Consider the following 23,066-nt stretch of genomic DNA (forward strand, 5'->3'; position numbering starts at 1 on the left):
CGGGTTGGGCCTGCTCCGGCCCTGCTTCCAGTGTCATCTCAATGGGATCGCATGTAAAACAGTTTTATATGCGTATTCACCCCAGCTAAACTGTGACCATGCCCGTGCCGTTCACTCTGCGTCAGCTGGAGTACTTCGATGCCATCGCTGGCGAAGGCTCGCTGGCCGGCGCGGCCCATCGCTGTCATGTGAGCGCCTCCGCACTCGCCCTGGCGCTGGATGAACTTGAATCTCGTCTGGGCCTCCAGCTCTTCATCCGGCGCAAGGGCAAAGGGGTGGAGCTGGCGCCGGCCGGCGCGCGCCTACTCGCACACGCACGCCAGCTGTTGGCCGGCGCCGAGTCTTTCGCCGGCGAGGCGTCGCAGAGCGCCGTCGGACTGACCGGGCGTTTCGTCGTCGGATGCTTCTCACCGTTGACCCCGTTCTTCCTTCCCGCCGTGATGGACGGGTTCCGCCGAACGCACAGCGGGCTTGAGCTCGACTTCGTCGAGGCATCCGCCCCGGAGCTGCATGATCTCCTGTTTCAGGGCAGAGTCGATGCGATCCTGCTCTATCGCATCGACGTGTCGGGGCAGGTGAGCTTCGAACCACTGAATGAGTATCGTCCGCACGTAATCGTGGCCGACTCTCATCGTCTCGCCGGCCGTCGCAGCGTGCGCCTTGCCGAGTTGGTGACCGAACCGCTCATCCAGCTCGACATGCAGCCGAGTCTGCAGAACACCGAGTATCTATTCGCCTCGCTCGGCCTTCGGCCGTCCATCGGACACACCACGACAAACTACGAACTCGCGCGGTGCCTGGTCGGCCGCGGCCTCGGCTACTCGGTGCTCTATCAACGCCCCGCGTCACAGCTGACGTACGACGGTCACACCCTCGCCACCCTCGATCTCGCCGAGCGGATCTCGCCGACCGTGGTCGGCCTCGGCCGGCCCCGCGATGGGCCTCGCACGGCGAAGTACGTCGCCTTGCGCGACTTCCTGCTCTCCGGCGCCGAGATGACACGGTGAGACGGATGATGCGCACCCATCACCGCAGCGCGTCGTGAATCCACTCGGCGGTCTCGCGCAGGCCGCCCAGTGAGTACAGGTGCACCCGCACGTCGCCATGGTCCCTTGGGTCGAGCCGTCGCGCAAGCTCATCGATGAACCGGGCTGGGCCGACGGGCTGCGGCGGATCATCCGGCGAGAGTCCGTACCGTTCTGCGACCTCGGTGCCCGATGCCGCACCCACCCGGCGCGCGTACGCCAGCAGTCGCGCAGGCTCGACCGGTCCGCTGAGCCCGACGCGGATGGGTACCGCGATCCCCTCCCGGCGTACCACCTCGATCCACGAGACCACGGCATCGACGTCCAGCGTCAGCTGGGTGAAGATCTCGGCGCTGAGCCCCTGTGCCGCAAGCTCAGCGGTCTTGGCCCGCAGCGCGTCCCAGAGCACATCGGAGCGAACCGCAGGATGGCCCTCCGGGTGGCCGGCGACGCCGACGGTCACCGCGTCGTAGTCGGCAAGGCGGACCGATCGGATCACTGCGAGGGCCTGGGCGTACGGCCCCTCCGCGGGATCCGGGTCACCGCCGAGGGTCAGCAGATGACCCGACGTGCCGTCCGCCTGCAATCCGGACAGGAAGCTCTTCAGCGTCTGGGCGGAAGTGATCCGACGGGCGGCCACCTGCGGCACCGGTGTGAGCTGATGTGCTGCGATCGCCGCGGCCGTGGCTCGGCGCAGCTCCGGGCTCTCGCCAGGCGCCGCCGCGATGTTGATCCGGGTGCCCGGCCGCAGCAGGGCCGCCGCCGACGGCAGCGCGTCGAGGTGTCTGCCCACCATGTCGAGCGAGCAGCCCTCCACGAGCTGGCGAGCACGCACGGAGTCGCTCAGTTGAAGACGATGGTGTGGTTGCCGTCTCGGATGACGCGGTCTTCGGCGTGCCACTCGACGGCACGGGACAGGACGGCACGTTCCACATACGCGCCGCGAGCTTGCAGGTCGGCCGCTGTCATGGAGTGGTCAACGCGGGCGACGTCCTGCTCGATTATGGGGCCCTGATCGAGGTCGCGGGTGACGTAGTGGGATGTCGCCCCGATCAGTTTCACGCCGCGTTCTGCAGCTTTTCGATACGGGGCGGCGCCGATGAAAGCCGGCAGGAACGAGTGGTGGATGTTGATCACCGGGACACCGATCTCGTTCAGGAAGTCATCACTGATGATCTGCATGTACCTGGCCAGGACCACGAAGTCCACGTTCCCCTTGAGTAGTTGCAGGATCTTCGATTCTGCCTCACTCTTGTCCGGCGCCTGCGAGGGGATGTGGAAGAACGGGATCCCGAAGCTGCGGACGTCTTCGGCAGTGTTGGTGTGGTTGCTGACGACCATCGGGATGGTCACGGGCAATTCGCCGCGCCGGTGCCGCCAGAGCAATTCGAGCAGGCAATGGTCGCTGGTGGAGGCCAGAATCGCCATTCGTTTGGGGATGGATTGGTCGGTGAGGGTGTATTCCACCCCGTACAGAGCCAGCGCCTCGCGCAGATCGGCTTCGATGTCGGGGATCGCGGCGGCAAGGTCGGCACGGTGGAACACCACACGTTGGAAGAACGCGCCGCCTTCCGGATCGGACGTGTACTGATCCAGTGAGATGATGTTGCCCTGATTGCGGGTGATCAGCCCGGTGACCGCAGCGACCAGACCAGGCTGGTCCGGACCGTGCACAATCAGGCACGCGTGATCGATCTTCAACGTGATATGCGGGGACATGGGATTCTCCTTGAGGATTCGTTCTGTGGTCAGGATGCTGCGCGTTCGGCGGCCTCGACGACGTTGGTCATCAGCAGGGTGACGGTCATCGGGCCGACTCCGCCCGGGTTCGGTGACACGTATCCGGCGACCTCGATCACGGCCGGGTCAACATCGCCGAATACCGTGGACGTGCCGCTTTCAGCGTCGTACTGGCGGGTCACCCCGACATCCAGCACCGCTGCTCCAGGCTTGACGTCCCCCGGTCGCACGAGATACTTGACTCCTGCGGCGGCCACGATCACATCCGCCTGCCGCAGATACGACGGCAGATCCACCGTGCCGGTGTGCGTCAACGTCACTGTCGCGTTGATCTCACGCCGCGTCAGCAGCAACCCGATCGACCGGCCGATCGTCACCCCGCGGCCCACCACGACCACATGCTTGCCCTTCAGGTCGTAGCCGTTGCGTACCAGCAGCTCGATCGCCCCGCGCGGAGTGCACGGCAACGGGGTGGTGATCGGACGGTTCACGTTCAACGTCAGCCGGCCAAGATTCGTCGGATGGAGGCCATCGGCATCCTTGCCCGGATCGATCCGCTCCAGGATCGCGTCGGTGTCTAAGTGCTTCGGCAGCGGCAACTGCACGATGTATCCGTGACATCCCGGATCCGCGTTCAGCCGATCGATCGCCGCCTCAACCTCTGCCTGCGACGCGTCGGCCGGCAGCTCGACGTGGATCGAGTTCATCCCGATCGCCTCGGACTGCCGGTGCTTCATTCCCACATACAGTTGCGAGGCGGGATCATCCCCAACCAATACCGTCGCGATCCCCGGAGTGACCCCCCGAGCATTCAGCTCCGCGACCCGCTCTGCCAGTTCCAGCCTGATTGCCGCAGCCGCAGCCTTTCCGTCCAGCACACGCGCCGTCATCAGGACTGCGCTGCCGTATATTCAGCGGCCCATTCGGAAGTGGCTTTCAGCCCGCCGAACGTGTAGAAGTGCAGTTTCACCTGACCGGACGACTCGTCCTGGGCGAGGAGTGCGGACAGATCGGACACGAACCGGTCGGGGCCGGCGGTGCCCATCAGGTTTGTCAGGGAGAACCCGTACTTCTTCACGATCATCGCGTTCGCCCCGATCCCGAACCGGCGAGCGAATCCGAGCAGCCGCTTGATTCCTGCCGGTCCGGGCGTGCCGATCCGGATCTGCGTGTCGATCCCCTTATCGCGCACCTGCTTGATCCAGGACATCACCGGGTCGGTGTCGAAGGAGAACTGGGTCAGGATGACAGCATCCATTCCCTGCTCTTTCAGCGCAATCGACTTGTCCTGAAGATGCCGCCACAGCACGTCGTCTGGGATATCGGGGTGCCCTTCCGGATACCCGGCGATGCTCACTTGCTTCACCCCGTACTTCTGCAGGATGCCGGTGCGGATCAGCGAAAGCGAGTCCGGATATAGGCCCTCGGGCTCGGCGGGGTCGCCACCCACGCTGAACACGCGCTCAGTGGCCCCTACCTCGTGCAGGGCACCCAAGAAGTCCTCCAGCTGGGACTGCGATCCGATCCGCCTGGCGGAGATGTGCGGGACCGGGACGAACCCGGCCTCCTTCACTGCCTTCGCCGCGGCGACGCGCATCGGCAGGTCCTCGTTGCCCAGGAAGGTCACATTGACCTTGGTGCCAGCCGGGATCACCGACGCCGCTTCCTGCAACCCAGGAACGTCCTTCCCCGTCATCTCCAGAGAGAAGTCATCCACCAGCTGCAAAGCTGCGGTCTTGCTCGTTGCGGGCGCGATATGTGCCATTATGCTTCTCCTCGTTCTCAGATCTCGATCAGGTAGCTGGTGAAGCCGCCGTCACCGCTGGTGACGCCGTTGATGGCTTCATTGATCTGCTCAAACGGCCACGACTTGGGCTCCATGATCGACAGATCGACGACCCCGTAGCGAATCATGTCTGCGAGCTCAAGCCCTTCCGCTGTCGTGAACCACGCCGAGCCGGTGAACGAGATGGAGTTGTCCATGCCCCATTTCACGTCGAAACCGAGTTCACCGGCGGTTCCGCCGACGTTGACGAGCCGCCCCCCGCGACGCAGTCCATGCATCGCATCCTTGAATGAATCGAGCGAAGCGACCGCGCCGAGCGAATCGATCATCAGATCGGCACCGCGGCCGTCCGTGCGCGACATCACCCATTCGGCGGCGCTGCCGTCGAGGTTCGAGAACGTCTCGATTCGCCCGGGAGCGAGCGCTTGGAGGCGTTCGAGCAGCGGCACGCCGCGGGCGACGGCGAAGACGCGGGAGACGCCGAGCGCGAGGGCGAGGATTGTGACGCCGACCCCGAGGGTCCCCGTGGCACCATTCACGATGAGCGTCTTGCCAGCGAGCGGCCCGAGCTTCTTCACTGCAGCATATGCCGTGCCCAGGTAGCCGAGGCGGGTCGCGTGCCGAAAGCCCAGGTTGTCTGGCAGCGTCACTAGCGACGCCTGCGGAGCCTTCATGTACTCGCAGAAGCCCCCTTCCGGGTATTTCTCGTACATCTGCAGGCTGTTCTGGTTGAAACCGAAGTAGCCGGAGAAGGTCCAGTAGTCGCAGGCCTGCGGCGCTCCCGATGTGCAGGCGTGGCAGGCGCCGCACGAGCGCGTTGGGTTGACATAGACGCGATCACCTGGGGTGAACGCGACGACCTGCTCACCGACTTCGTGCACGATGCCGACCGGGTCAAGTCCGAATATCGCGGGGCGCGGCGGCAGCGGTTCGTGCGGGTACCAGGTTTCCCAGTTGGCAAGCACGTTCCCGAGGTTCGGCACCATGCCGCAGGCCTTCACCTGCACGACCACGTCGGTACCGGTGGCGCGCGGGCGGTCCACATCCTCGATGACCAGAGGTTCGCCCACCTGGTGCATGCGGGCAGCGCGCATCCGCCGCCGCGTCGTGTCCTCGACCTGTTCGCGGGGAAGTATCGTCGTCATTTTCGTTCTCCGTTGTGATGGTGACCCGTACTGTGCGTGCAGTCGGGTCGATTTGGGTCAGCCTGGGTACGCTGGCTCATCGCCGTGCCCCGACGAGCACGAAGCACATCGTGGCCGGGCGATCACCTTTGTTTCGCCATGCGTGGCGGGCACCGCCCTGGATGACGACGTCACCCGTATGCAGGTGCTTGGTCTCCTCGTCCAGCTCCAGCCAGATCTCACCGTCGAGCACTATGTCATAGTCGATGCTGTCGGTCTGGTGCTTGCCCGGGTTGTCCTTTTCGAATGCGTCGGCGAAGTCCGGTGCGAAGTCGTACTGTTCCTGGTCGATTGCGGCGAAATCGAGACCAGGGCGGGCGAAGACGCTATCGGGCGGAAACGTGACAATGACAAGGCTCGTCTCGCCAGGCGCCGGCAGGAGTGCGCCCAAAATCGGTGCGGTCTCGTCGCCGGTCGGATCCACCGAGCACTGCGCCGCCGTGCGGTACACCACTGACGTCATCATCCCCGGGATTGCACTGTACTGGTGGGCATTCGGCGGCGGCCCGTCGCTGAGGAACACCGACTTTCCATCCCGCACTGCTGTGACCACTCGGCGTGGCACGTAATTCTCATCAAGACCGCTCATAGACCAGTCCCTTTCTGTTGAGTCCGTCCCGTAGGGAGGGACTGACGTCCAGACTCAGCAGCCCGGAGGCATAAAGAGCTCGCTTGTCTTCTTCGGCTGCCGCTCGGTCACGTGCCGCGGCAAGGACGGTCGCTGCATCCACCCTCGGCACAATGCAGACACCATCGTCGTCGGCCACCACGACATCGCCGGGATGGATCAGCCGACCCGCGCAGACGAGGGGCGCCTGCACATCGGCGAGCGTCTCCTTGACCGTGCCCTGCGCGCTGACTGTCTTGCTCCAGACCGGGAACCCCATTCGGCGCAGGTCTTTGACATCGCGCACGCCGGCGTCAATCACAAGACCTCGGATGCCGTGGGCCGCCGCGGAAGTCGCCAGCAGGTCGCCGAAGTAGCCATCGTCGCAGGGCGATGTCGGGCTGACGACAAGAATGTCTCCCGGTTGCGCCTGTTCGATGGCGACATGGATCATCCAGTTGTCGCCTGGCGCGACCTCGCACGTCAGCGCCGTGCCCGAGATAGCGGAACCTTCTTGGCGCGGGATGAGACGGTGGTCGAGCAGTCCCGTGCGTCCCTGCGCCTCATGGACCGTGGCCACGCCCCATTCGGCGAAGGCTGCTGCCAATGTCTTCTCGGTGCGTGACACCACGGTGTGAACGGTGGCCATGGCGCGCCTACGCCACCTTCGTGAAGTCGAGGTCGACGACACCGCGCGCGTCGGCCCGGCGATCAGCAGTCATGAGGCCGGCCTGGATCATGACGTCGATGGTCGCTTCAAGGGCCTTGGCGGACACCCGCAGGCTCGCTGGCCACATCCCCAGCCCGCGTGTGTACGTCAGGCCCCGCGCTGCGAGCTCCGGTTCGTCCGGGGTGGTGATGCGCTGGTAGATCGGCAGCGTCACGGCATCGTTGGCCGCGTCGTTCACAAAGTCGTGCGCCTCGGCGAGCGCGCCGATCAGGCCAGTGACGGCTTTCCTGTTCTCGGTCAGCCACGACTCGTTGCCGATGACCGCGGCGAAGATGATCTCGGGGATGACGTCGGGAATCTCTCCAAGCAGACCGTAGCCTTCGCTTTCGGCCAGGAAGTTCCACGGTGCGGGCTGCGGTGCGGCATCGATCTCGCCGTTCTGCAGGGCATCCCACCTGCTGGTATGCACACCGGCAAGCACGAATTCATAGTCATCCGGATATGTCAGCCCCGCCGTGGCCAGTAGCGGCCGCGTGTACAGCGACGTCCCTTCTGTCAGCGACGACGTGCCGATCCGTCCACCCTTCAAGCCAGACAGCTCTGTGATCCCTGGCCGCGCCACGAGCGACATCGGCAGCCGCTGGGAGTTCGAACCCACAATGCGCAGCGATCCGCCGGTCAGGTGGTCGACGATTGCGCCCTCTGGGGGCGTAATCGCTACGTCGGCGTCGCCGCTGCGCACGGCAGCAGTGGCCTTGCCCACCGAGCCGAGTCGCAGATACTCGATCTTCAGGCCGGCGCGGTCGAAGAGCCCCTGCTCCTCGGCGACGAATACCGGAAGCCAGTTGAATCCCTGGGCACCTCCGGCGAATCGCAGCGTCGCGTATTCGGTCATTGCGGATTCCTTTCCTGCGTCGTCTCGTCATCGGCCTTGACGTGCCAGCAGAGCGTCCAGCCGTGGGTAGACGGCTCGCACGTTCTGCTCGAACACGGCGGCACGGCTCTCGTCGTCCAGGTCGAGGGCATCGACGTAGCGCTTCGTGTCGTCGAATGCCTGTCCCGTGCTCGGGTCGAGCGCCTTCACTGCGCCGAGCAGTTCCGAGCCGAACAGGACGTTGCCTGCCCCGATCGTCTCGAACAGCAGGTCGATGCCTGGCTGGTGATAGACGCATGTGTCGAAGAACACGTTGCACAGCAGGTGCTCGGCCAGCGCCGGCTTTTCCAACCCGATCGCGATGCCTTCGAATCGGCCCCAGTGATAGGGGACCGCACCGCCGCCGTGGGGGATGACCAGCCGCAGCCCAGGGCGAGTGGAGAAGAGATCGCCTTGCAGCAGCTGCATGAACGCGGTCGTGTCTGCCGACAGATAGTATGCGCCGGTGGTGTGCACGGCGGGCAGTGTCGACCCAGATACATGGATCATCGCCGGGACGTCCAGTCGCTCCAGAGCACCCCAGAGCGGGTTCCACCAGGAGTCGGTCAAGGGCGGTGTCGACCAGTGCCCGCCGGAGGGGTCTGGGTTGACGTTGCAGCCGACGAAGCCGGCATCCACACACCGTTCCAGCTCCGCGATGACCGGCCCGAGGTCGCCGTCCACGGTCTGCGGAAGCTGGCACACTCCCGCGAAGTTCTCAGGGAACAGCCGACAGATCGACGCGATCGTGTCGTTGGAGAGCCGAGCCCACGCGTCGGCGGCCTGCTGCCCCGGCACGTGATGGCCCATTCCCGACGCGCGCGGCGACAGCAGCGTGAAGTCCGTTCCACGCTCACGCTGCAGGCGCAGCTGGTTGCCCGAGATGATCGTGGCCAGTTCGTCGTCGTCGACTCCGTCATAGGTGACGGGCGCGTCGGCGCGGCCGTATGCGTGCTCGACGAGAGCACGGCGGTAGCCGTGAAACGCCGTCGGCTCAGTCGTGAAGTGCCCATGGCAGTCGATCACAAGACCGGTCATCGTGGCGCTCCTTCATCGCAGACAGGACATCGCCACGACAGCGGTGTCAGCTTGATCTTCATCGACACCCGGCACAAGCCAGATACTTAGAAGTCTTCAGATACTTGACAGTATCTCTGATGGGACGCCACGTCAAGCGCGTCACGCGCCGACGATCGGATGCGAGTGCGCTTAGCGCGCTGAGACGGGGCGATATGCCGCCACGAACGCGGTCAGCACCTCGCGCACCATCTGGCCGGTGCTGCTCGTCGCGAGAAACACGGTGATACCGCCGTAGGTCAGGTTGAGAAGGATGCCACCGAAGTCGATGGGATCGATCGGCGGAGTTTGACCGGGGAAGAGCTTGGTCATGAGGAGTGTGCCGACTTCGCGCCACTGCACGATGAACGGATGCCGCTGCTCGTCGCCGAGGGTGCCATCACGACGCGCGCGCCGAAGGAACTCGATGGCGAGCATGCCCCACTTCAACTCCGCGGCCCGTGAGTCACTCCACTGAGCGACAGCATCGATGATCTCATCCACCTCGGTGAGATCTGCCAGGATTTCGCGAAGCTCGACCGAATCACGGCCGGTGTTGCCTTCGAGCAGATGATTGAGCACGTCCTCCTTCGACGAGAAGTTCGAGTAGAAAGCCCCCTTCGAATAGCCGGCGGCTTCGGCGATGCGATCCACGGACGCACCGTCGTAGCCATCACGTGCGACGACATCTCCCGCCGCCTCCAGGATCCGCTCGCGCGTCAGTGCCTGACTCTGCTCTCGCGTCAGCCGCGCCATGATCCTCCTTCGCTCCGGACCCGACAGCACCGGTGAGGGGCCTGTCGGAACCTACCCAGAATACCTGCGCGCCGGGACTGCATGCACCGACCGCCTACGAAGCGGCCTCGCGGTATCGAGCGGGCCAGATGCCGTGGCGCCCCGGCGCAAGTATGCCACCGGGGTCTACCGCATCCTTGATGCGTTCCACGAAACGCCGGTAGGCATGCTCGTTGAATGAGTGCTGCTCGGCGGCGAAATCCATGAAATGCAAGTGCGGGCGACCGTCGACATAGCCAAGCCGGGCAAGTGCCTCGATCATGGTGCGCCCCAGGTCCAGTGCGGTGTTCACGGCTGCCACATCCGTCCTGTCGTAGCGGATGCCCGCAATGGGAACAGCCGAGCGCTCACCGGTGACCATGATGCCGAGCCCGAAATTGAGACCGGCCGTGGCGTACTGCCGGCGCAGTTCGTCGACAACGATCCGGATGTCGGTGCCCCGTAGTGGCACGATGGGCGAGATGTCCAGGTGCGCGACGTGCGCCGGTGTGGTCTCCAGCGCCTTGAGCGTCGGGATGCCGATGCCGATCTGCGCTGCCGAGAGCGTCAACTCACCGTACTCGTCCGGCGTGTAGATCCGGGGCTCGTCGACGTGGCCGCTCGGGATCGTCTGCCAGGCGGCAGTGATCCGCCGCAGGCGCAGCGCTACCAGCTCGGGGTCGCCCCAGACATACGCGCGCACTGCCCACGCTCCAACCCCTCGCTCTGCGGCGATTTGACGCAGTTCGTCGTCGGAGAACGGCTCCTGCCGCGCTGGCACCGGATTGTCACGCACCATCTGCGCGGCGCGCAGGGTCGAGTAGACCGCGGGGATCCCTTCGAGATGCCCTTCGAGGCGGAGCTCGCGGATCGTGTCGATGGCGATTTCGAGGTCGGCGTCATCGTCGATGACCAGGGTGAGCGGCGCATACGCCTGTGGGAGGCGTTTCAGCCATACGCCCATCCGCGTCACGATGCCGAGGTTCGACTGGAGGAACAGTGGATCCAGGGTCGGCCCGAGACTGCGCTTGTAGAGATGCCACGTGCTGCTGTTCGGGATGCCACCCTGCCCTGTTCGGAGGATGTCGCCGTCCGGCAGCACCACTTCGAGCCCGGTGGGCATCATGTAATCGGCGCCGTAGTGCTGATAGGTGTGACCGCTGTCCATCGAATTACCGACGATCGAGCCCCAGCCCAGATCGGGCGCGGGAGTGAGCAGCCGGTAGCCCGCAGTGGCGGCCGCGTCGTACAAGTCCTGCCAGGTGACCCCGGGCTCGACGACGGCGTACGCGAGCTCGTCGTTCATCTCGAGGATGCGATTCATTCGCTGGAGGCCGAGCTGGATCGAGCCGCGCACGCGGGGAGACGGGCCTCCGTGCCCCAGATTGCGCCCCTGACTGATCGGCCACACCGGCACCGCATAACGGTTGGCGATGCGAACGATCTCCTGCACCTGCTCCGTGGTGCTCGGCTGAACCAAAGCCGACGCAGCATAGGTATCGTCGGCGGGGATCCAGTATGCATCCGAGAACTCGTCGAGCTTCGCTCGATCGATGAATACGGCATCCTCCCCCACGACGGCGATGAGATCACTCACCATCTCGTCTGGGATCGTTGGCGGGGCACCAGCGGTGTCGGGCTCGGTGAGGTTCATCAGGGACAAGTCCTCGTCGTCAGATCGGTGTGGGTGGGAGTTCAGCGATTGTCGGCCTTGATCGCCTTCGTGAAGTACGGCGAGGGCGCAACCGTGGCACGGATACTGCGAAGGGAGTTCGGGTCAACGTTGTCGCGACGGCTGTTCGGTTCGCCCCAGAGAAGAGTCAACTCGGTCCCAGGCTGGGACAACTCTGTCGCGATGATGCCGTGCGAGAGAACGTGTCCGGCGTTGGCCGAGTGCGACATGTACTGCGAAAAGCCAACGGTCTCTCCTCGGCTCTGCACTGCGTCGGCCGCCCACGTCGAGTACATCGGCGACGGCAGCGCGAGGAACTGGGCGGCATCTTCGGTGTCGAACAGCGACGAGTCGATCGCCGCCGCGACATCCTCGTCATTCCAGACCAGAGTGATCTTGGTGCGGCGCGGATCGTCTGCCCTCTGGCGCAGCGCCTCTCTGCCGAGGAAATCACGGTCCCAGTCGATGAGCCCGCCATATCCTGCCTCGATCGGATCGACGTAGTAGTCCTCGATCTTCTCGGATTCCAGGCTTCCGCCGAGCGAACCCATCGCCTCGAGCGAGAACGCGCTCGTCCACTCCCGATACGCGTGCAACACGCCGTCACCGTGGTACACGGCCGGCAGCGGTAGCGGCAGCCATCCGGACTCCTGTGCGCCGGTGGCATAGGCGAACGCACCGACCTTGCGCAGCCCGAAATCGCGCCCGGCGGCATCGAAGGCGTCGCGAACAGCTGACTGGCTGTCCCAGGGGCCGTACACCTCGAACCCTGGCGTACCCGCCATGCCGTGGCGAAGGGCTCGGACCTGGTGGCCGGCGATTGAGATCTCGCCGATCGAGAAGAACTTCACTTCAGGCAGATCGCCGTCGACCACCTCGCGCATCAGATCGAAGGCATAGCGACCCTGGATCTGCAAACGGAAGACGTCGCGCGGAGCCTCGACGACCGACCAGTTGTGATTGAGCTCTGCCGTCACGTCGTGGTTCGTCGTCTGCGCGTGGAACAGCAGCCAGTCGTGCAGGAACGGCGCTCCCACGAGCCGGAAGAAACCATCGTCCTCGTGGAAGAGAATGGCATCGCCCACGAGATACCCGTCCGGACTCGCCGCGACCAGTTGCTTCGCCTTGCGAACGGGAAAAGAATCGAGTTTGTTGATGGCGAACTGCTTGAGAAAGAGGATCACCCCGGAGCCTCGAAGATGGAGCTCAGACATATGGTACGACTGCTCGAGCAGAGCGACTCCGTCTTTCCACGCCCGCTGCTCCGCACGCCAGTTCGTGAACTCCGTTGGGATGTCGGGGAACACGTATGGGCCAAGCTGGCCGGGCCCTCTCAGTAATGACACGGCACCGCCGGCATCCGTGAGTCGCTGCTCGAGAGTGGGAATAGTGTGTGCAAAGTCGGACATATGTTGATGCTCCCTTGCATGTCGCGATCTGGCTTCAGCATCCAGTGCGATCAATATGATTCACATTCCGATCGGAATCTGTATCCAACTCAGTATCTTATCGCGCTTCCACCCTGTCAACGAAAGCCTGGACTCCTCAATCCGCGCCGAAGGCTTGACCTACTGATTGTAATCTGCATACTAGTCAGTATCCCGTATTGTTTTTACCAGCGAGAATCCGTGGCGCGCTGTCGCGTCCGATGATAAGGAGTACCCATGAGCAACGATGCGCAGAATCCACCGAGCCTGCAGGCTCTGATCGACCAGGCGGGGGGCGCGGTCCCGTTGCTGCGCAGCTCGAGCCTCGGCCCGTACCAGTTCCCGGGCATCCCGTCCGAGTTCACGAACTGGCGGGACGAGGTGCGTGCATGGAAAGACGGCGTTGCTCTGCTCGAGCAGTCGTATCACATGACAGAACTACACCTGCGCGGGCCGGAGGTGATCCCGTTCCTCAAGCAGTTCGCGGTCAACAAGCTCGACGTGTTTCCCGTTCGACGTGGCAAGCAGCTCGTGCTCGCCGCACCGGACGGCAACCTCATCGCCGACGCGATCATCTTCCACGAGGACGAGAACTTCTACCGAGTCGTCGGCGCTCCGTTCGCCAGCGACTGGCTACAGTTCAACGCTGAGAGCAGCGAACTCGATATCTCGGCCGAGAAGAACGACAACTGGTCTGTGCGCCAGGCTCCCCGCGATGTCTTCAGGGTGCAGGTGCAGGGGCGCCACGCCCTCGATGTCGTCACGGAAGCCGCAGGCGGAACGCTGCCGGATGTGAAGTTCTTCGGCATCGGCGAGTTCGCGATCGGCGGAAAGCCGGTGCGCGCGCTGCGTCACGGGATGGCCGGCACGCCGGGCTTCGAGATCTACGGCGCGTGGGCCGACCAAGACGCGGTGCGCGAGACGCTCCTCGCAATTGGCGAGAAGTACGACATCCGCCGCACCGGTTCATTCGCATACTCGGTGACGGCACAGGAATCCGGGTGGATGCCGATGCCACTTCCCGCGATCTACGCCGACCCCGCGCTCGGCGCATACCGCGAGTGGCTCAACGGCTACTTCCTTGAGACCATCGGCTCGCTGGGCGGAAGCCTCGTGTCCGATCGGATCGAGGACTACTACGTCGACCCGATTGAAGTCGGCTACGGTGGACTAGTCGATTGGGATCGCGATTTCGTGGGACGAGACGCGCTCCGGCAGAAGGCCGACAATCAGCGGCGCACGAAGGTCACACTGGAGTGGAATGACGACGACGTGGCCGGCGCTATTGCGTCTTCACTCTTCGGGGGAGCGCGCGCCGGCAGGTTCATGGCCATGCCGACTCCGATGTACGCGACCTTCGAGTCGGATGCCGTCCTGGCCGGGGGTGACATCGTCGGCGTCTCACAGTGGTCGTCGTTCACCCCCAACAGTGGACACCTCGTCTCCACTGCCCTGGTCGGCCTCGAACACGCCGAGCCCGGCACGGAGCTCACGCTGCTGTGGGGCGAGCCGGACAGCAAGCGCAGCTCGGTAGACGCCCACGAGGTGAAGCCGATCCGGGCAACAGTGGCGCCGTCGCCGTACTTCGACAAGGTGATCAAGACCCGCAATCAGTGATCTGACAAGCACACAGCGAGGGGCCCGGACGGTGTCCGGGCCCCTCGTGTTCGCCTCAGATCATTTCCAGAGCTTGACGAACTCCGCTGCCATGTTCGGGTCGGCGATGTAGCCCGCCGGGGTGGAGTAGTCTTTCGCGGTCTTCTCGGTGAGTACCCGCGACATCGACAGCACCACCTTTGACCAGTCGTCGTACTTCACATCCTGACCCTGCAGACGTCGGAAGCCTTCGTCAAGCGCCATCCAGATGTACATGTCGTAGTCGACGGCGAACCCTGCCGTCTGTTGGCCTCCGGCGATCTGCTGGATGTTCGGCGCGACAGAGGACTGTCCGATCCCCTTGGCGTTCGTGACTCCCGCCAGCTTTGCCTTCTGGCCCAGCCCGATCTGGAACTGGTCACCCGGGGTGATGAAGAACTGTGTGTCGGGGTGCGCTTGCAGGTCCGAAACGATCTTGTCGGCCGGGGATGGGTCCGTGATTGAGATATCCACTGTGCGAAGAGTGCACTTCGGGCACAGTTGCTTGAGTTCGGCCTTTGCCGCATCAAGCTGCACCTGGGAGAACGCGAACTCCGGGATGTTGTAAAAGGCGAAGTTGGTTCCGGTGCCGCAGGTGAAATAGACGGCGCTCGCTGCAAGCGCCTTTCCGTTGACCTCCGAGGCGCCCTTGCCACCCACCGAATCCTGCAGGCCGAACTTGTCGGCGTTCACGGCCCCGATGTACACGATCACGGTCCCGTTGTCTTGCAGTTGCTTCAGCTGCTTCTGGAAGAAGGTTGCGTCGAGCGCGGCGGAAACGACGATGTTCGGCTTGCTCGCGACCACGGAGTCGAGTGCAGAGTTGATGCTGTTCGCATCGGTACCCGTGTCGACGTTCTGGAAGTGCACACCCGCCGCCTTGGTCGCCTCCTTCATATAGCCCTCCATGAGGCCGCCGATTACCGTCCCGTTGTTGAGGTAGGTGACGGTGGTGTCCGGATTCACTGGCTTCGGCAGCTTGTCTGTAACCAGCAGGCCCTTGGGCCCGGCGAGGAACGGCTTGAGATACGACGTGGCCGCTGCCTCGTCGATACCCGCGTTCGGCTGAACCGCGCAGGTGCCGCTCGCGGTGCGGTAGGTCAGCGGGGCAGAGCTGCCGCTGGGTTCGGAGCCACCGCCTGTCGATGAACAGCCGGCGATAACCAGGGACAGGGCAGCGGCGAAAATGACCGCCATGCCTCCCCTTCGCGTGATGCGTTGCATGTGAGTGCTCACTTTCTGATGACCTCGTTGTCTGGCAATCGATTCAGGGTCCGATCGCAGCGGGAGCATGATTCTTGGTGACCTTGCGATACTTGAGAGACTCCCGATACCACAGAGTATGTCAAATAGACAAAAGGGGCAATAACCCCATGCACGGGTCTGGTGTCCGCGCAGATCGATGGGTGCAATCACACACAGATACTGTATGGTATCTGGAGACGCATGAGAATGTGTGACGTGTCGACGACGATGCAGGAGGCCGCGATGCCGCAGGAATCAACACTGCCGCCCGGGCGCGGGGGCGCGCTCGACGATGCTCCGCTTCTGCGCATCGAGGGGGTCGTGAAGACCTTCCCCGCGTTGGTGGCGCTCGACGATGTCTCACTCACCGTCGCCAGCGGCGAAATCGTCGCCGTGCTCGGCCACAATGGCTCGGGCAAATCGACGCTCGTCAAGGTGCTTGCGGGCGTGTACGCGAAGGATGCCGGCGAGGTGACGCTGGCAGAGGTTGGCGGTCAGAGCGCCGAGATTCACGTCATCCACCAAGATCTAGGCCTCGCGATGGAGTTGGATGCCGTCGAGAACCTCAGCGTGACGCGGGATCGCTCGGCGCGCGCGTCATTTTCGCCGTTCCGCCGGGCCGCTGAGCGTCGGCGTGCAGCGGCGCTTATCAGGCGATTCGGTGAGCAGTTCGACCTCAACGTGCCGGTGGGTCGCCTGGCCCCAGCGCAACGGTCGATCATTGCTATCGCTCGGGCGCTTGACGGTTGGAAGCACCCCCGCAATATCCTCATCCTCGACGAGCCGACCGAGGCGCTGCACGCGAGTGAGGTGCGCGTGCTGTTCGACGCGGTGAAGGCGCTCGCTGACGCCGGCGCAGGCATCGTCTTCATCTCCCACCGGCTCGACGAAGTGCTCGAGCTCGCCGACCGCGTGGTCGTACTGCGCGACGGCAGGAAGGTGGCAGACGAGCCTCGGTCGGGCATCGACCACGATCGCCTCGTCTCGTTCGTCACCGGCATCCCCGTCGGCGAGGCCGAGCGCGGCGTCGTTCGCCACGCTCCCGGCGAGGTAGCACTATCGATCCATGCCCTGACCGGGCCGAACCTCAGCCCGGTGGACCTCGAACTGCGCGCGGGTGAGGTCGTCGGTGTCGCGGGCGTGCTTGGGTCGGGCCGCGAGGCACTGCCGTCGATGATCTTTGGAGCTCAACCTGCTTTCGCCTCCTCCTTCGAGCTGAACGCGCGGCGGTATCCCAAGCGCGACCCGCACACGAGCATCGCTCGCGGCATGGCGTTTGTGCCGGGTGACCGCGCGCGACTCGGGTCGATTTCAGCGCTGTCCGCGCGCGAGAACATGACCCTGCCACAGTTGCGCAGCGTGACGAACCGGATCGGCACCCTCAACACGAAGCGCGAGCGCACGACCGCGGCGCAGTTGATCGCGAAATTCGACGTGAAACCACCGCGTCCCGATCAGCCATTCGGACAATTCAGTGGCGGCAACCAACAGAAGGTCGTCTTCGCGAAGTGGCTGCGAAACGAGCCGACGGTACTGCTGCTCGAAGAACCGACGCAGGGTGTGGACATCGGTGCGAAGCAGACGATCTACGACGCCATCGACGAGGCAGCCGCACGCGGTGTAGCCGTTCTGGTGTGCTCATCCGAGGCGAAGGAACTGGTTCGGCTCTGTGACCGCGTCATCGTCATGCGGAACGGGCGCGTGTCTGCGGAGCTGTCCGGAGACGACCTCACCGAATCGCGGCTCGTCCTTGAGGGTTATGGCCTTCGCGAGTCCGGCGACGACCCTGACTCAACGCAAGGAGCATCATGACCACCACGACGACCGAGGAGCGGCAACAGCAGGACCCGCCACAGCCAGATCGACCACAGCGCAGCACGAACGCTGGCGGGCGAGGCTGGAAAGAGCTGCTCAGCTTCCGCAACATCTCCGCGATCTACATCTTCATCGCGATCTTCATCATCTTCTCGATCCTGACGCCGACGACGTTTCTGGCGCCCGGCACGTGGCTGAACCTGCTGGATGCCAACACGACAACGGCGCTGGCGGCGGTCGCCGTACTCATTCCGCTGGTCGTCGGCGTCTTCAACCTCGCCATTGGCTCAGAGGTCGGCTTCGCGGTCATCCTGGTCGCCGTACTGCAGGTCAACCTCAAGCTGCCATGGGGCGCCTCCGTGCTGATCACCGTCGCTTGCGGTGCTCTGATCGGGCTGGTGTCTGGCCTCGTCATCACCAAGCTGAAGATCGACTCGTTCATCGCCACGCTGGGCATGAGCTCCATCCTTCTGGCAGGACTCTCGTTCCTGTCGAGCAACCGGCAGATCATCGGCCTGGGTACCGGCTTTTCAGATCTCGCGACCGACGGAATCCCCGTCACCATCGGCGGCGCCCCGCTTGAGATCACCTACGAGATATTCGCCATGGTCGTGATCTGCCTGATCGTCTGGTACATGGTCGAGCGCACCCCGGTGGGGCGTCGGATGTACGCGGCCGGCTTCAACCCGCAGGGCGCGAAGCTCTCCGGAGTTCGCGTCGCGCGCCTCCAAGTGCTCGCGCTGGTGGCGGGCGGCATGATCGCGGCACTGGCCGGCGTACTGCTTGCATCCCGTATCAACGCGGGCGATCCGACGGTGGGTCCTGGCTACATGCTGCCGGCGCTGACGGCGGTGTTCCTGGGTTCGACGCAGTTCAAGGGCGGGCGATTCAACGTCTGGGGAACGATCATGGCCGTGTATGTGCTCGCCGTCGGCATCAAGGGGCTGCAACTGCTCGGCGCGCAGAACTGGGTGTCGGACCTGTTCAACGGGGTGGCTCTGCTTGGCGCGGTGGCCCTGTCACGGTGGGAGCGCACCGCGACGCGTGCCGGCGCGATTCGCCGAGCCACCACCTTCGGCAAGAAGCGCACCGAGCCGGCATCCGTCGACGACAAACCGACGGCCGCACCCTGACGATTGCGATCCTCGTATCGAACTCTAGGCCTCGATCCGCGAGACCGACCATTGTCGGTCGAATCGCCGATGATCAGAAAATCGATGCGGACGTCGGAAATTTGTGCGCTGAGCATGTCGTAGTTCGCTAAGCCGGTGATCTTGATTCCGGCCTGCTTGGCGTTCCGGAAAGGTCGCGTGCGCAAGGACGAGTTGCGCACCGGCGCCGCTCCACTTGTTTGTGTCGGCGAGCCCGCGAACGCATCCTTGTCGGGCCACACGGCCGCACGGGCGCCGTCGTCTCCGGCAATGGCGCGGATGGATTCCCGCTGAGTTGAAGCCTAAGTGGGTTGATAGTGGACTGAAATGTTTGAGGCCTCCTTTTCCGACTGATCGCCTACGCTTGCAGTCGTGTCGGGGCTTCCGGCGCCCTCGGCTGGGGTTGCGGGTCATTTATGGGTCATAAACGTCTCGAATAGACCGTAATGCTCCGCGTTCATCCAAGGTACCGTTCGAAAGGCGTGAAGCGATCGGCTCACGGATATGTCGGTTCGTCGGTAGTTCGTCGACAGCCACAGCCCTTAGTCAGAGTCTGGTTGATGATTACGGGCCTGACAACATCACGCCAGGCGGATAACCTGCCCGTCTGATCCGACCGCGGCTTTGCCGTCGAATCCCTTCTGCGCCCATGCCATCCATCTCTTCACGGGAACTTCCTGAGGCGAGGCCAGGTCGCCGATGTGACTTAGCACGAGACGAGACACCTCAGCTTTCTGTGCGATAGTGCCAACTTTCTGCACCTCGACGTGAGAACTCAGCAGGTGGCTCTTTAGCGCTTCGGGCCCCCGGAACCCTTGAATGTTGATCGACTCGTGCACGAGCAGATCTGATCTTTTCGCGAGCGTTGGAATATTTTCGGTGTATGTGGTGTCGCCGGAGAAGGTTACCGACCCGTGATCGGTGTCGAAGCGGTATGCAAAGGCTGGGAATACCGGGCCGTGCGGCACCAGGATGGCTGTGACCTTGACCCGGTCATCCTCCATTACCGTGAACGGTTTCATCGTTGGTGCCGTATTCGTGAAGCTAGCGCCTACATTCGGCAGAGGGATTTCGTGCACATCCATGAGACCACTCGTCTCGCGGATGTGCGAGTCACGCAGGAAGACGTTTGTGCTGTAGGCGAAGGCGTCGTTGCAGTGAGCAGTCAATTCCGCCAGCCCTGGAGTGGGATTGCTCGGTTTCAATGTCGGTGAGTTCCCGCCACCGAATGTCGGCGGCAAGCCGCCGGCGGAGCCCGGACCATAAACCGGTGTCGTGTTGGGTAACGAATCTTGCACCGTCTGCGGGGCGTTACCGCCGAGCAAGAAGAGATTGTAGTAATCGGCGACATGGTCGGCATGCAGGTGCGTCAGGAATACGCCACCAACCTCGGCTAGTTTAAGACCGGCCTTGACGTACTGTGTGACGGTGGAACGTCCTAGATCGACGATGTACGTTTTGCCGTCCACGTACACTGCGCTCCCGATACCCGTGCGCGAAACCACTGGCGGAGGTCCGCCTTGAGTGCCGAGCAGCACGATGGAGAGTGACCCGAACGACCGAGTACCGGTCGCGGCTGCGGATGACTGATTCAGCCCTGGGGCCGGCGTGGTGCACGCCGCTAGAACGCCTCCGCCGACGACTGCGCCGAGGCCAGCGACCGCGGCCCTCCTGGTGAACGTCTTGCGGCTCTTCTCGATGACTGTTACCGCGCTCTCAGTGCCGCAGGATTCACACATTTTCGTTTCTCCTCTGTTAATTGCTCTGTTGGTGGATTCGTTGGGATGAAAATCGCTGACTTTCTCGGCACAGGTGACGTGCCGGCAGCGTGTCGCATTCGTGTATCGACGGGTCTTACGCCGACTTCGGCCACGCGTACCAGCCATTCCGCAATGCGATCCGAAAAGGAACCCGCTACGCGGTGAGCTTCGAGTCCTTAGGCGAAGGGGACCTCGGGCGTGGTGGGTGCACTGTGCCATCGACGCGGCGGTAGATGGTGGCCAGGCGAAGAGATGACTGGCCGGAGAGCCCATACCTGCGCGACGGACAAGTCGGCGGACTGCTGTAAGCATGAATCCTCATAAATCGCTTCGTTGCGAGTTCTTATAAAAATGTTGCTTGCGCGGATCGGCGGTCATGAATAAGTCAAGAAGATCGCTCAGACCAAATACCGTACGGAATGCCAATACTATGGAGTATCCTAGGATGATGCGCCCTTGTCAAGCCATGGTCCTCACCGGCGCAGTCAGACCCCTTTATATGCATGCACCGGTTGTCGAATCGTTCCTGCGAGTCTGGACGAGGTCGCACTCGAAGATCGCCTGATCTGCCTGGGCAGCGTCATTTCGTTCTACTGCTATGTCGCCGCTTCGAATCCTTTGAGCTTGGATGGCCTTGCCAATATCTTGCGCCTCCGTGTGGGTGGTGTTGACGAGTCAATTGTTTGACGATGCCGCGCTGCGTCAAACCATCCTTCGACCATCGCTTGACGAGCCTCGGCTTGGTTGCTCGGACCGGAACGCGCGTCGCGACTTCGCAGATCGCCGTCCACTTCCAAATCTCAGTCGACACGACCAGTCACATCAGTTACCTCCCTGACTGTGGCCGTTTGCATCGTGACCGGAGACTCGTCGAGAAAAGAAAATACCTTGTGGAATCTGAAGTCCCGTGAGTATCTTAGATTGGAGTTGACCGGTGTTCATGGATCACGCTCGAAGTCTGCCCCCGTAATGGAGTGGGAGGGCACGATCGTGTTCCGTCACGGCCAACCACACCCGATCACGTCCTGCAACCAAAGGAGTTTGTCATGACCGACCCCACCAAGTACCGAGGTTTCTCCAACGCTCTGCCCTACGAATTCGGACCCATTATGGGCCATCTCGAGTACACGGGCTGGCGCGATGAGCAGATGTCGTGGAAGACGACGTGCTACATCGGCGACTGGACGTTCGTCCCGCAAATCCGGGTCAAGGGCCCGGACTCTGTGCGCCTCTTCTCGGACCTGTCCGTCAACAGTTTCGCCAACCACCCGGTTGGGCGCGCGAAGCACTGCATCATGTGCAATGAGGACGGCAAGGTCATTACCGAGGGGATCCTCCTCCGTCATGCAGAAGACGACTTCGAGTTCGAGGCCGCTGCCGGCTGGGTATGGTACCAGATCAAGACCGGCGACTATGACGTTGAGGTGTCATTCCCCATGACCCATAAGCTGCAGGTGTCGGGTCCGACAGCACTTCCGCTCCTGGAGAAGCTGACTGAGACGACGCTGCGGGATGTGCGATTCATGGAGACGAAGGTGCTTCCGATCCATGACCGCAGCGTGACGTTCCTGCGGCAGGGGATGGCGGGCGAGATCGGCTTCGAGCTCCATGGGCCCATCGAACAGCACGACGAGATCATGGATGCGGTCCTCGAAGCCGGGAAGGAGTTCGGTATCCGTCGTCTCGGCCGCCGCACATTCCACCTGAATCACATCGAGGCGTCCTACCCCACCACGGGCATGGAGTACTGGAACGCCTTGTCCGACCCCAAGCGGGATGACTTTCACGCCTTCATGCAGGCGAGCCCGCCGGCCGAATGGGCATTCGCGCCCGGCTGGCAGTGGTGGGGAATCAACCTCTCGACGTCGCTGTTCGGGAGCTGGGATGGGAAGTCGATAGAGGACCTGTACCGCAGCCCCATCGAGCTCGGTTGGGCGAACCGCATCGCCCTGGACCATGAGTTCATCGGACGAGCGGCCCTCGAGGTGGAGCTCGCCAATCCGGGCCGGAAGATCGTCACGTTCGAGTTCGACAGCGAGGACATGATCCGTATCTACGCATCCCTGTTCGAGCAGGGGGAATCGTTCCTCCCCTTCGACATGCCGCATTCGCCCTACATCACGGGCTGGGCGGACTGGGTCTCGAAGGACGGCGCGCACATCGGTCACTCGACCTTCCCTGGGTACAGCTACTTCTTCAAGAAGGTCTTAGCGCTCGGTTTTGTCGATGCGGTGTACAGCGAGCCCGGCACAAAGGTCGAGATCCTCTGGGGCAACCTGGGAGAGCGACAGACGACGATCCGTGCGACGGTGAAGCCAGCACCGTACAAGACCGACAACCGGCGCGCAGACCTCGGGGACTACGTCGCTCCCGCAGTCAGCGCCTGAGACTGGGACCACGCTCGAGGGGTTCAAGGATGTGTGCTGGATGCCGGGTCACGAGACCCACGCGGCCCACCGATATCGCCAACGCGCGGGGCACGCGTGTGGGCGTCGAGCCGCTCTTCCGCTATGCGCTCGGGCAGGTCGCCGCCGACACTCGCGAGACGGCTACCGCACAGCCTGTTCCCGGGGTGAGATCCGGATGCTCGCGACCGTCGAGGGATC

General features: G+C 63.4%; 19 protein-coding genes. 5 read left to right on the forward strand and 14 right to left on the reverse strand.

The window, feature by feature from the left end:
* Positions 1-98: 98 nt before the first annotated feature.
* On the forward strand, positions 99-1,007 hold the full coding sequence (locus QU604_RS02380; RefSeq protein ID WP_308467198.1) for a LysR family transcriptional regulator: 909 nt from the start codon (positions 99-101) through the stop codon (positions 1,005-1,007).
* A gap of 19 nt (positions 1,008-1,026) precedes the next feature.
* On the opposite strand, the gene QU604_RS02385 is transcribed toward QU604_RS02380, so the two are convergent.
* The 12 genes from QU604_RS02385 to QU604_RS02440 form a co-directional block, all read right to left on the reverse strand.
* On the reverse strand, positions 1,027-1,860 hold the full coding sequence (locus QU604_RS02385) for a methylenetetrahydrofolate reductase (protein WP_308467199.1): 834 nt from the start codon (positions 1,858-1,860) through the stop codon (positions 1,027-1,029).
* Between the two features lie 8 nt (positions 1,861-1,868).
* Positions 1,869-2,744: a formyltetrahydrofolate deformylase gene (gene purU, locus QU604_RS02390; RefSeq protein WP_308467200.1), complete on the reverse strand. Its 876-nt coding sequence runs from the start codon at positions 2,742-2,744 to the stop codon at positions 1,869-1,871.
* Positions 2,745-2,773: 29 nt separating this feature from the next.
* Positions 2,774-3,655 (reverse strand): bifunctional methylenetetrahydrofolate dehydrogenase/methenyltetrahydrofolate cyclohydrolase, encoded by an 882-nt coding sequence (locus QU604_RS02395; RefSeq protein WP_308467201.1) that lies wholly within the window; start codon positions 3,653-3,655, stop codon positions 2,774-2,776.
* The gene (locus QU604_RS02400; RefSeq protein ID WP_308467202.1) at positions 3,655-4,530 is read right to left on the reverse strand and encodes a methylenetetrahydrofolate reductase; all 876 of its coding nucleotides are present in this window, start codon (positions 4,528-4,530) and stop codon (positions 3,655-3,657) included. The genes QU604_RS02395 and QU604_RS02400 overlap by 1 nt, the downstream gene beginning before the upstream one ends.
* A 17-nt stretch (positions 4,531-4,547) precedes the next feature.
* On the reverse strand, positions 4,548-5,696 hold the full coding sequence (locus QU604_RS02405; RefSeq protein ID WP_308467203.1) for an alcohol dehydrogenase catalytic domain-containing protein: 1,149 nt from the start codon (positions 5,694-5,696) through the stop codon (positions 4,548-4,550).
* 76 nt (positions 5,697-5,772) lie between these two features.
* Entirely contained in the window at positions 5,773-6,324 is a 552-nt protein-coding gene (locus QU604_RS02410; protein WP_308467204.1) for a cupin domain-containing protein, read from the reverse strand.
* Complete coding sequence (locus QU604_RS02415; RefSeq protein ID WP_308467205.1) at positions 6,311-6,991, reverse strand: 4-carboxy-4-hydroxy-2-oxoadipate aldolase/oxaloacetate decarboxylase; 681 nt, start codon at positions 6,989-6,991, stop codon at positions 6,311-6,313. The genes QU604_RS02410 and QU604_RS02415 overlap by 14 nt, the downstream gene beginning before the upstream one ends.
* A gap of 7 nt (positions 6,992-6,998) precedes the next feature.
* Entirely contained in the window at positions 6,999-7,907 is a 909-nt protein-coding gene (locus tag QU604_RS02420; protein ID WP_308467206.1) for an ABC transporter substrate-binding protein, read from the reverse strand.
* A gap of 27 nt (positions 7,908-7,934) precedes the next feature.
* Positions 7,935-8,963, reverse strand: a complete 1,029-nt coding sequence (locus QU604_RS02425; protein ID WP_308467207.1) for an amidohydrolase family protein — start codon at positions 8,961-8,963, stop codon at positions 7,935-7,937.
* 171 nt (positions 8,964-9,134) lie between these two features.
* Complete coding sequence (locus QU604_RS02430) at positions 9,135-9,737, reverse strand: TetR/AcrR family transcriptional regulator (protein ID WP_308467208.1); 603 nt, start codon at positions 9,735-9,737, stop codon at positions 9,135-9,137.
* A 94-nt stretch (positions 9,738-9,831) separates the two neighbouring features.
* Positions 9,832-11,409, reverse strand: a complete 1,578-nt coding sequence (locus tag QU604_RS02435) for an FAD-binding oxidoreductase (RefSeq protein ID WP_308467209.1) — start codon at positions 11,407-11,409, stop codon at positions 9,832-9,834.
* Between the two features lie 41 nt (positions 11,410-11,450).
* On the reverse strand, positions 11,451-12,836 hold the full coding sequence (locus QU604_RS02440; RefSeq protein ID WP_308467210.1) for an aminomethyl transferase family protein: 1,386 nt from the start codon (positions 12,834-12,836) through the stop codon (positions 11,451-11,453).
* Between the two features lie 255 nt (positions 12,837-13,091).
* On the opposite strand from QU604_RS02440, the gene QU604_RS02445 reads away from it, so the two are divergent.
* On the forward strand, positions 13,092-14,471 hold the full coding sequence (locus QU604_RS02445) for an aminomethyl transferase family protein (protein ID WP_308467211.1): 1,380 nt from the start codon (positions 13,092-13,094) through the stop codon (positions 14,469-14,471).
* A gap of 60 nt (positions 14,472-14,531) precedes the next feature.
* On the opposite strand, the gene QU604_RS02450 is transcribed toward QU604_RS02445, so the two are convergent.
* Positions 14,532-15,686 (reverse strand): sugar ABC transporter substrate-binding protein, encoded by a 1,155-nt coding sequence (locus tag QU604_RS02450; protein ID WP_308467212.1) that lies wholly within the window; start codon positions 15,684-15,686, stop codon positions 14,532-14,534.
* A 264-nt stretch (positions 15,687-15,950) separates the two neighbouring features.
* Between QU604_RS02450 and QU604_RS02455 the strand changes: the two genes are divergently transcribed.
* Both QU604_RS02455 and QU604_RS02460 read left to right on the forward strand, forming a co-directional pair.
* On the forward strand, positions 15,951-17,546 hold the full coding sequence (locus tag QU604_RS02455) for a sugar ABC transporter ATP-binding protein (RefSeq protein ID WP_308467213.1): 1,596 nt from the start codon (positions 15,951-15,953) through the stop codon (positions 17,544-17,546).
* Positions 17,543-18,682, forward strand: a complete 1,140-nt coding sequence (locus QU604_RS02460) for an ABC transporter permease (RefSeq protein WP_308467214.1) — start codon at positions 17,543-17,545, stop codon at positions 18,680-18,682. Before QU604_RS02455 ends, QU604_RS02460 begins: the two co-directional genes overlap by 4 nt.
* A 599-nt stretch (positions 18,683-19,281) precedes the next feature.
* Here the strand turns inward: QU604_RS02460 and QU604_RS02465 are convergent.
* Complete coding sequence (locus QU604_RS02465) at positions 19,282-20,772, reverse strand: MBL fold metallo-hydrolase (RefSeq protein ID WP_308467215.1); 1,491 nt, start codon at positions 20,770-20,772, stop codon at positions 19,282-19,284.
* A 734-nt stretch (positions 20,773-21,506) separates the two neighbouring features.
* Here QU604_RS02465 and QU604_RS02470 point away from each other — a divergent pair.
* Complete coding sequence (locus tag QU604_RS02470) at positions 21,507-22,847, forward strand: glycine cleavage T C-terminal barrel domain-containing protein (RefSeq protein WP_308467216.1); 1,341 nt, start codon at positions 21,507-21,509, stop codon at positions 22,845-22,847.
* Positions 22,848-23,066: the final 219 nt, after the last annotated feature.

Origin of the sequence: Rathayibacter sp. SW19, assembly GCF_030866825.1 — a bacterium.
GTDB lineage: Bacteria > Actinomycetota > Actinomycetes > Actinomycetales > Microbacteriaceae > Rathayibacter_A > Rathayibacter_A soli.

Bases quoted from the DNA above. Each gene is read 5' to 3' on its own strand.
- QU604_RS02380 (WP_308467198.1), top strand. From the start codon at position 99: ATGCCCGTGCCGTTCACTCTGCGTCAGCTGGAGTACTTCGATGCCATC.
- purU (WP_308467200.1), bottom strand. From the start codon at position 2,744: ATGTCCCCGCATATCACGTTGAAGATCGATCACGCGTGCCTGATTGTG.
- QU604_RS02395 (WP_308467201.1), bottom strand. From the start codon at position 3,655: ATGACGGCGCGTGTGCTGGACGGAAAGGCTGCGGCTGCGGCAATCAGG.
- QU604_RS02400 (WP_308467202.1), bottom strand. From the start codon at position 4,530: ATGGCACATATCGCGCCCGCAACGAGCAAGACCGCAGCTTTGCAGCTG.
- QU604_RS02405 (WP_308467203.1), bottom strand. From the start codon at position 5,696: ATGACGACGATACTTCCCCGCGAACAGGTCGAGGACACGACGCGGCGG.
- QU604_RS02410 (WP_308467204.1), bottom strand. From the start codon at position 6,324: ATGAGCGGTCTTGATGAGAATTACGTGCCACGCCGAGTGGTCACAGCA.
- QU604_RS02415 (WP_308467205.1), bottom strand. From the start codon at position 6,991: ATGGCCACCGTTCACACCGTGGTGTCACGCACCGAGAAGACATTGGCA.
- QU604_RS02420 (WP_308467206.1), bottom strand. From the start codon at position 7,907: ATGACCGAATACGCGACGCTGCGATTCGCCGGAGGTGCCCAGGGATTC.
- QU604_RS02425 (WP_308467207.1), bottom strand. From the start codon at position 8,963: ATGACCGGTCTTGTGATCGACTGCCATGGGCACTTCACGACTGAGCCG.
- QU604_RS02430 (WP_308467208.1), bottom strand. From the start codon at position 9,737: ATGGCGCGGCTGACGCGAGAGCAGAGTCAGGCACTGACGCGCGAGCGG.
- QU604_RS02435 (WP_308467209.1), bottom strand. From the start codon at position 11,409: ATGAACCTCACCGAGCCCGACACCGCTGGTGCCCCGCCAACGATCCCA.
- QU604_RS02440 (WP_308467210.1), bottom strand. From the start codon at position 12,836: ATGTCCGACTTTGCACACACTATTCCCACTCTCGAGCAGCGACTCACG.
- QU604_RS02445 (WP_308467211.1), top strand. From the start codon at position 13,092: ATGAGCAACGATGCGCAGAATCCACCGAGCCTGCAGGCTCTGATCGAC.
- QU604_RS02450 (WP_308467212.1), bottom strand. From the start codon at position 15,686: ATGGCGGTCATTTTCGCCGCTGCCCTGTCCCTGGTTATCGCCGGCTGT.
- QU604_RS02460 (WP_308467214.1), top strand. From the start codon at position 17,543: ATGACCACCACGACGACCGAGGAGCGGCAACAGCAGGACCCGCCACAG.
- QU604_RS02465 (WP_308467215.1), bottom strand. From the start codon at position 20,772: ATGCTTACAGCAGTCCGCCGACTTGTCCGTCGCGCAGGTATGGGCTCT.
- QU604_RS02470 (WP_308467216.1), top strand. From the start codon at position 21,507: ATGACCGACCCCACCAAGTACCGAGGTTTCTCCAACGCTCTGCCCTAC.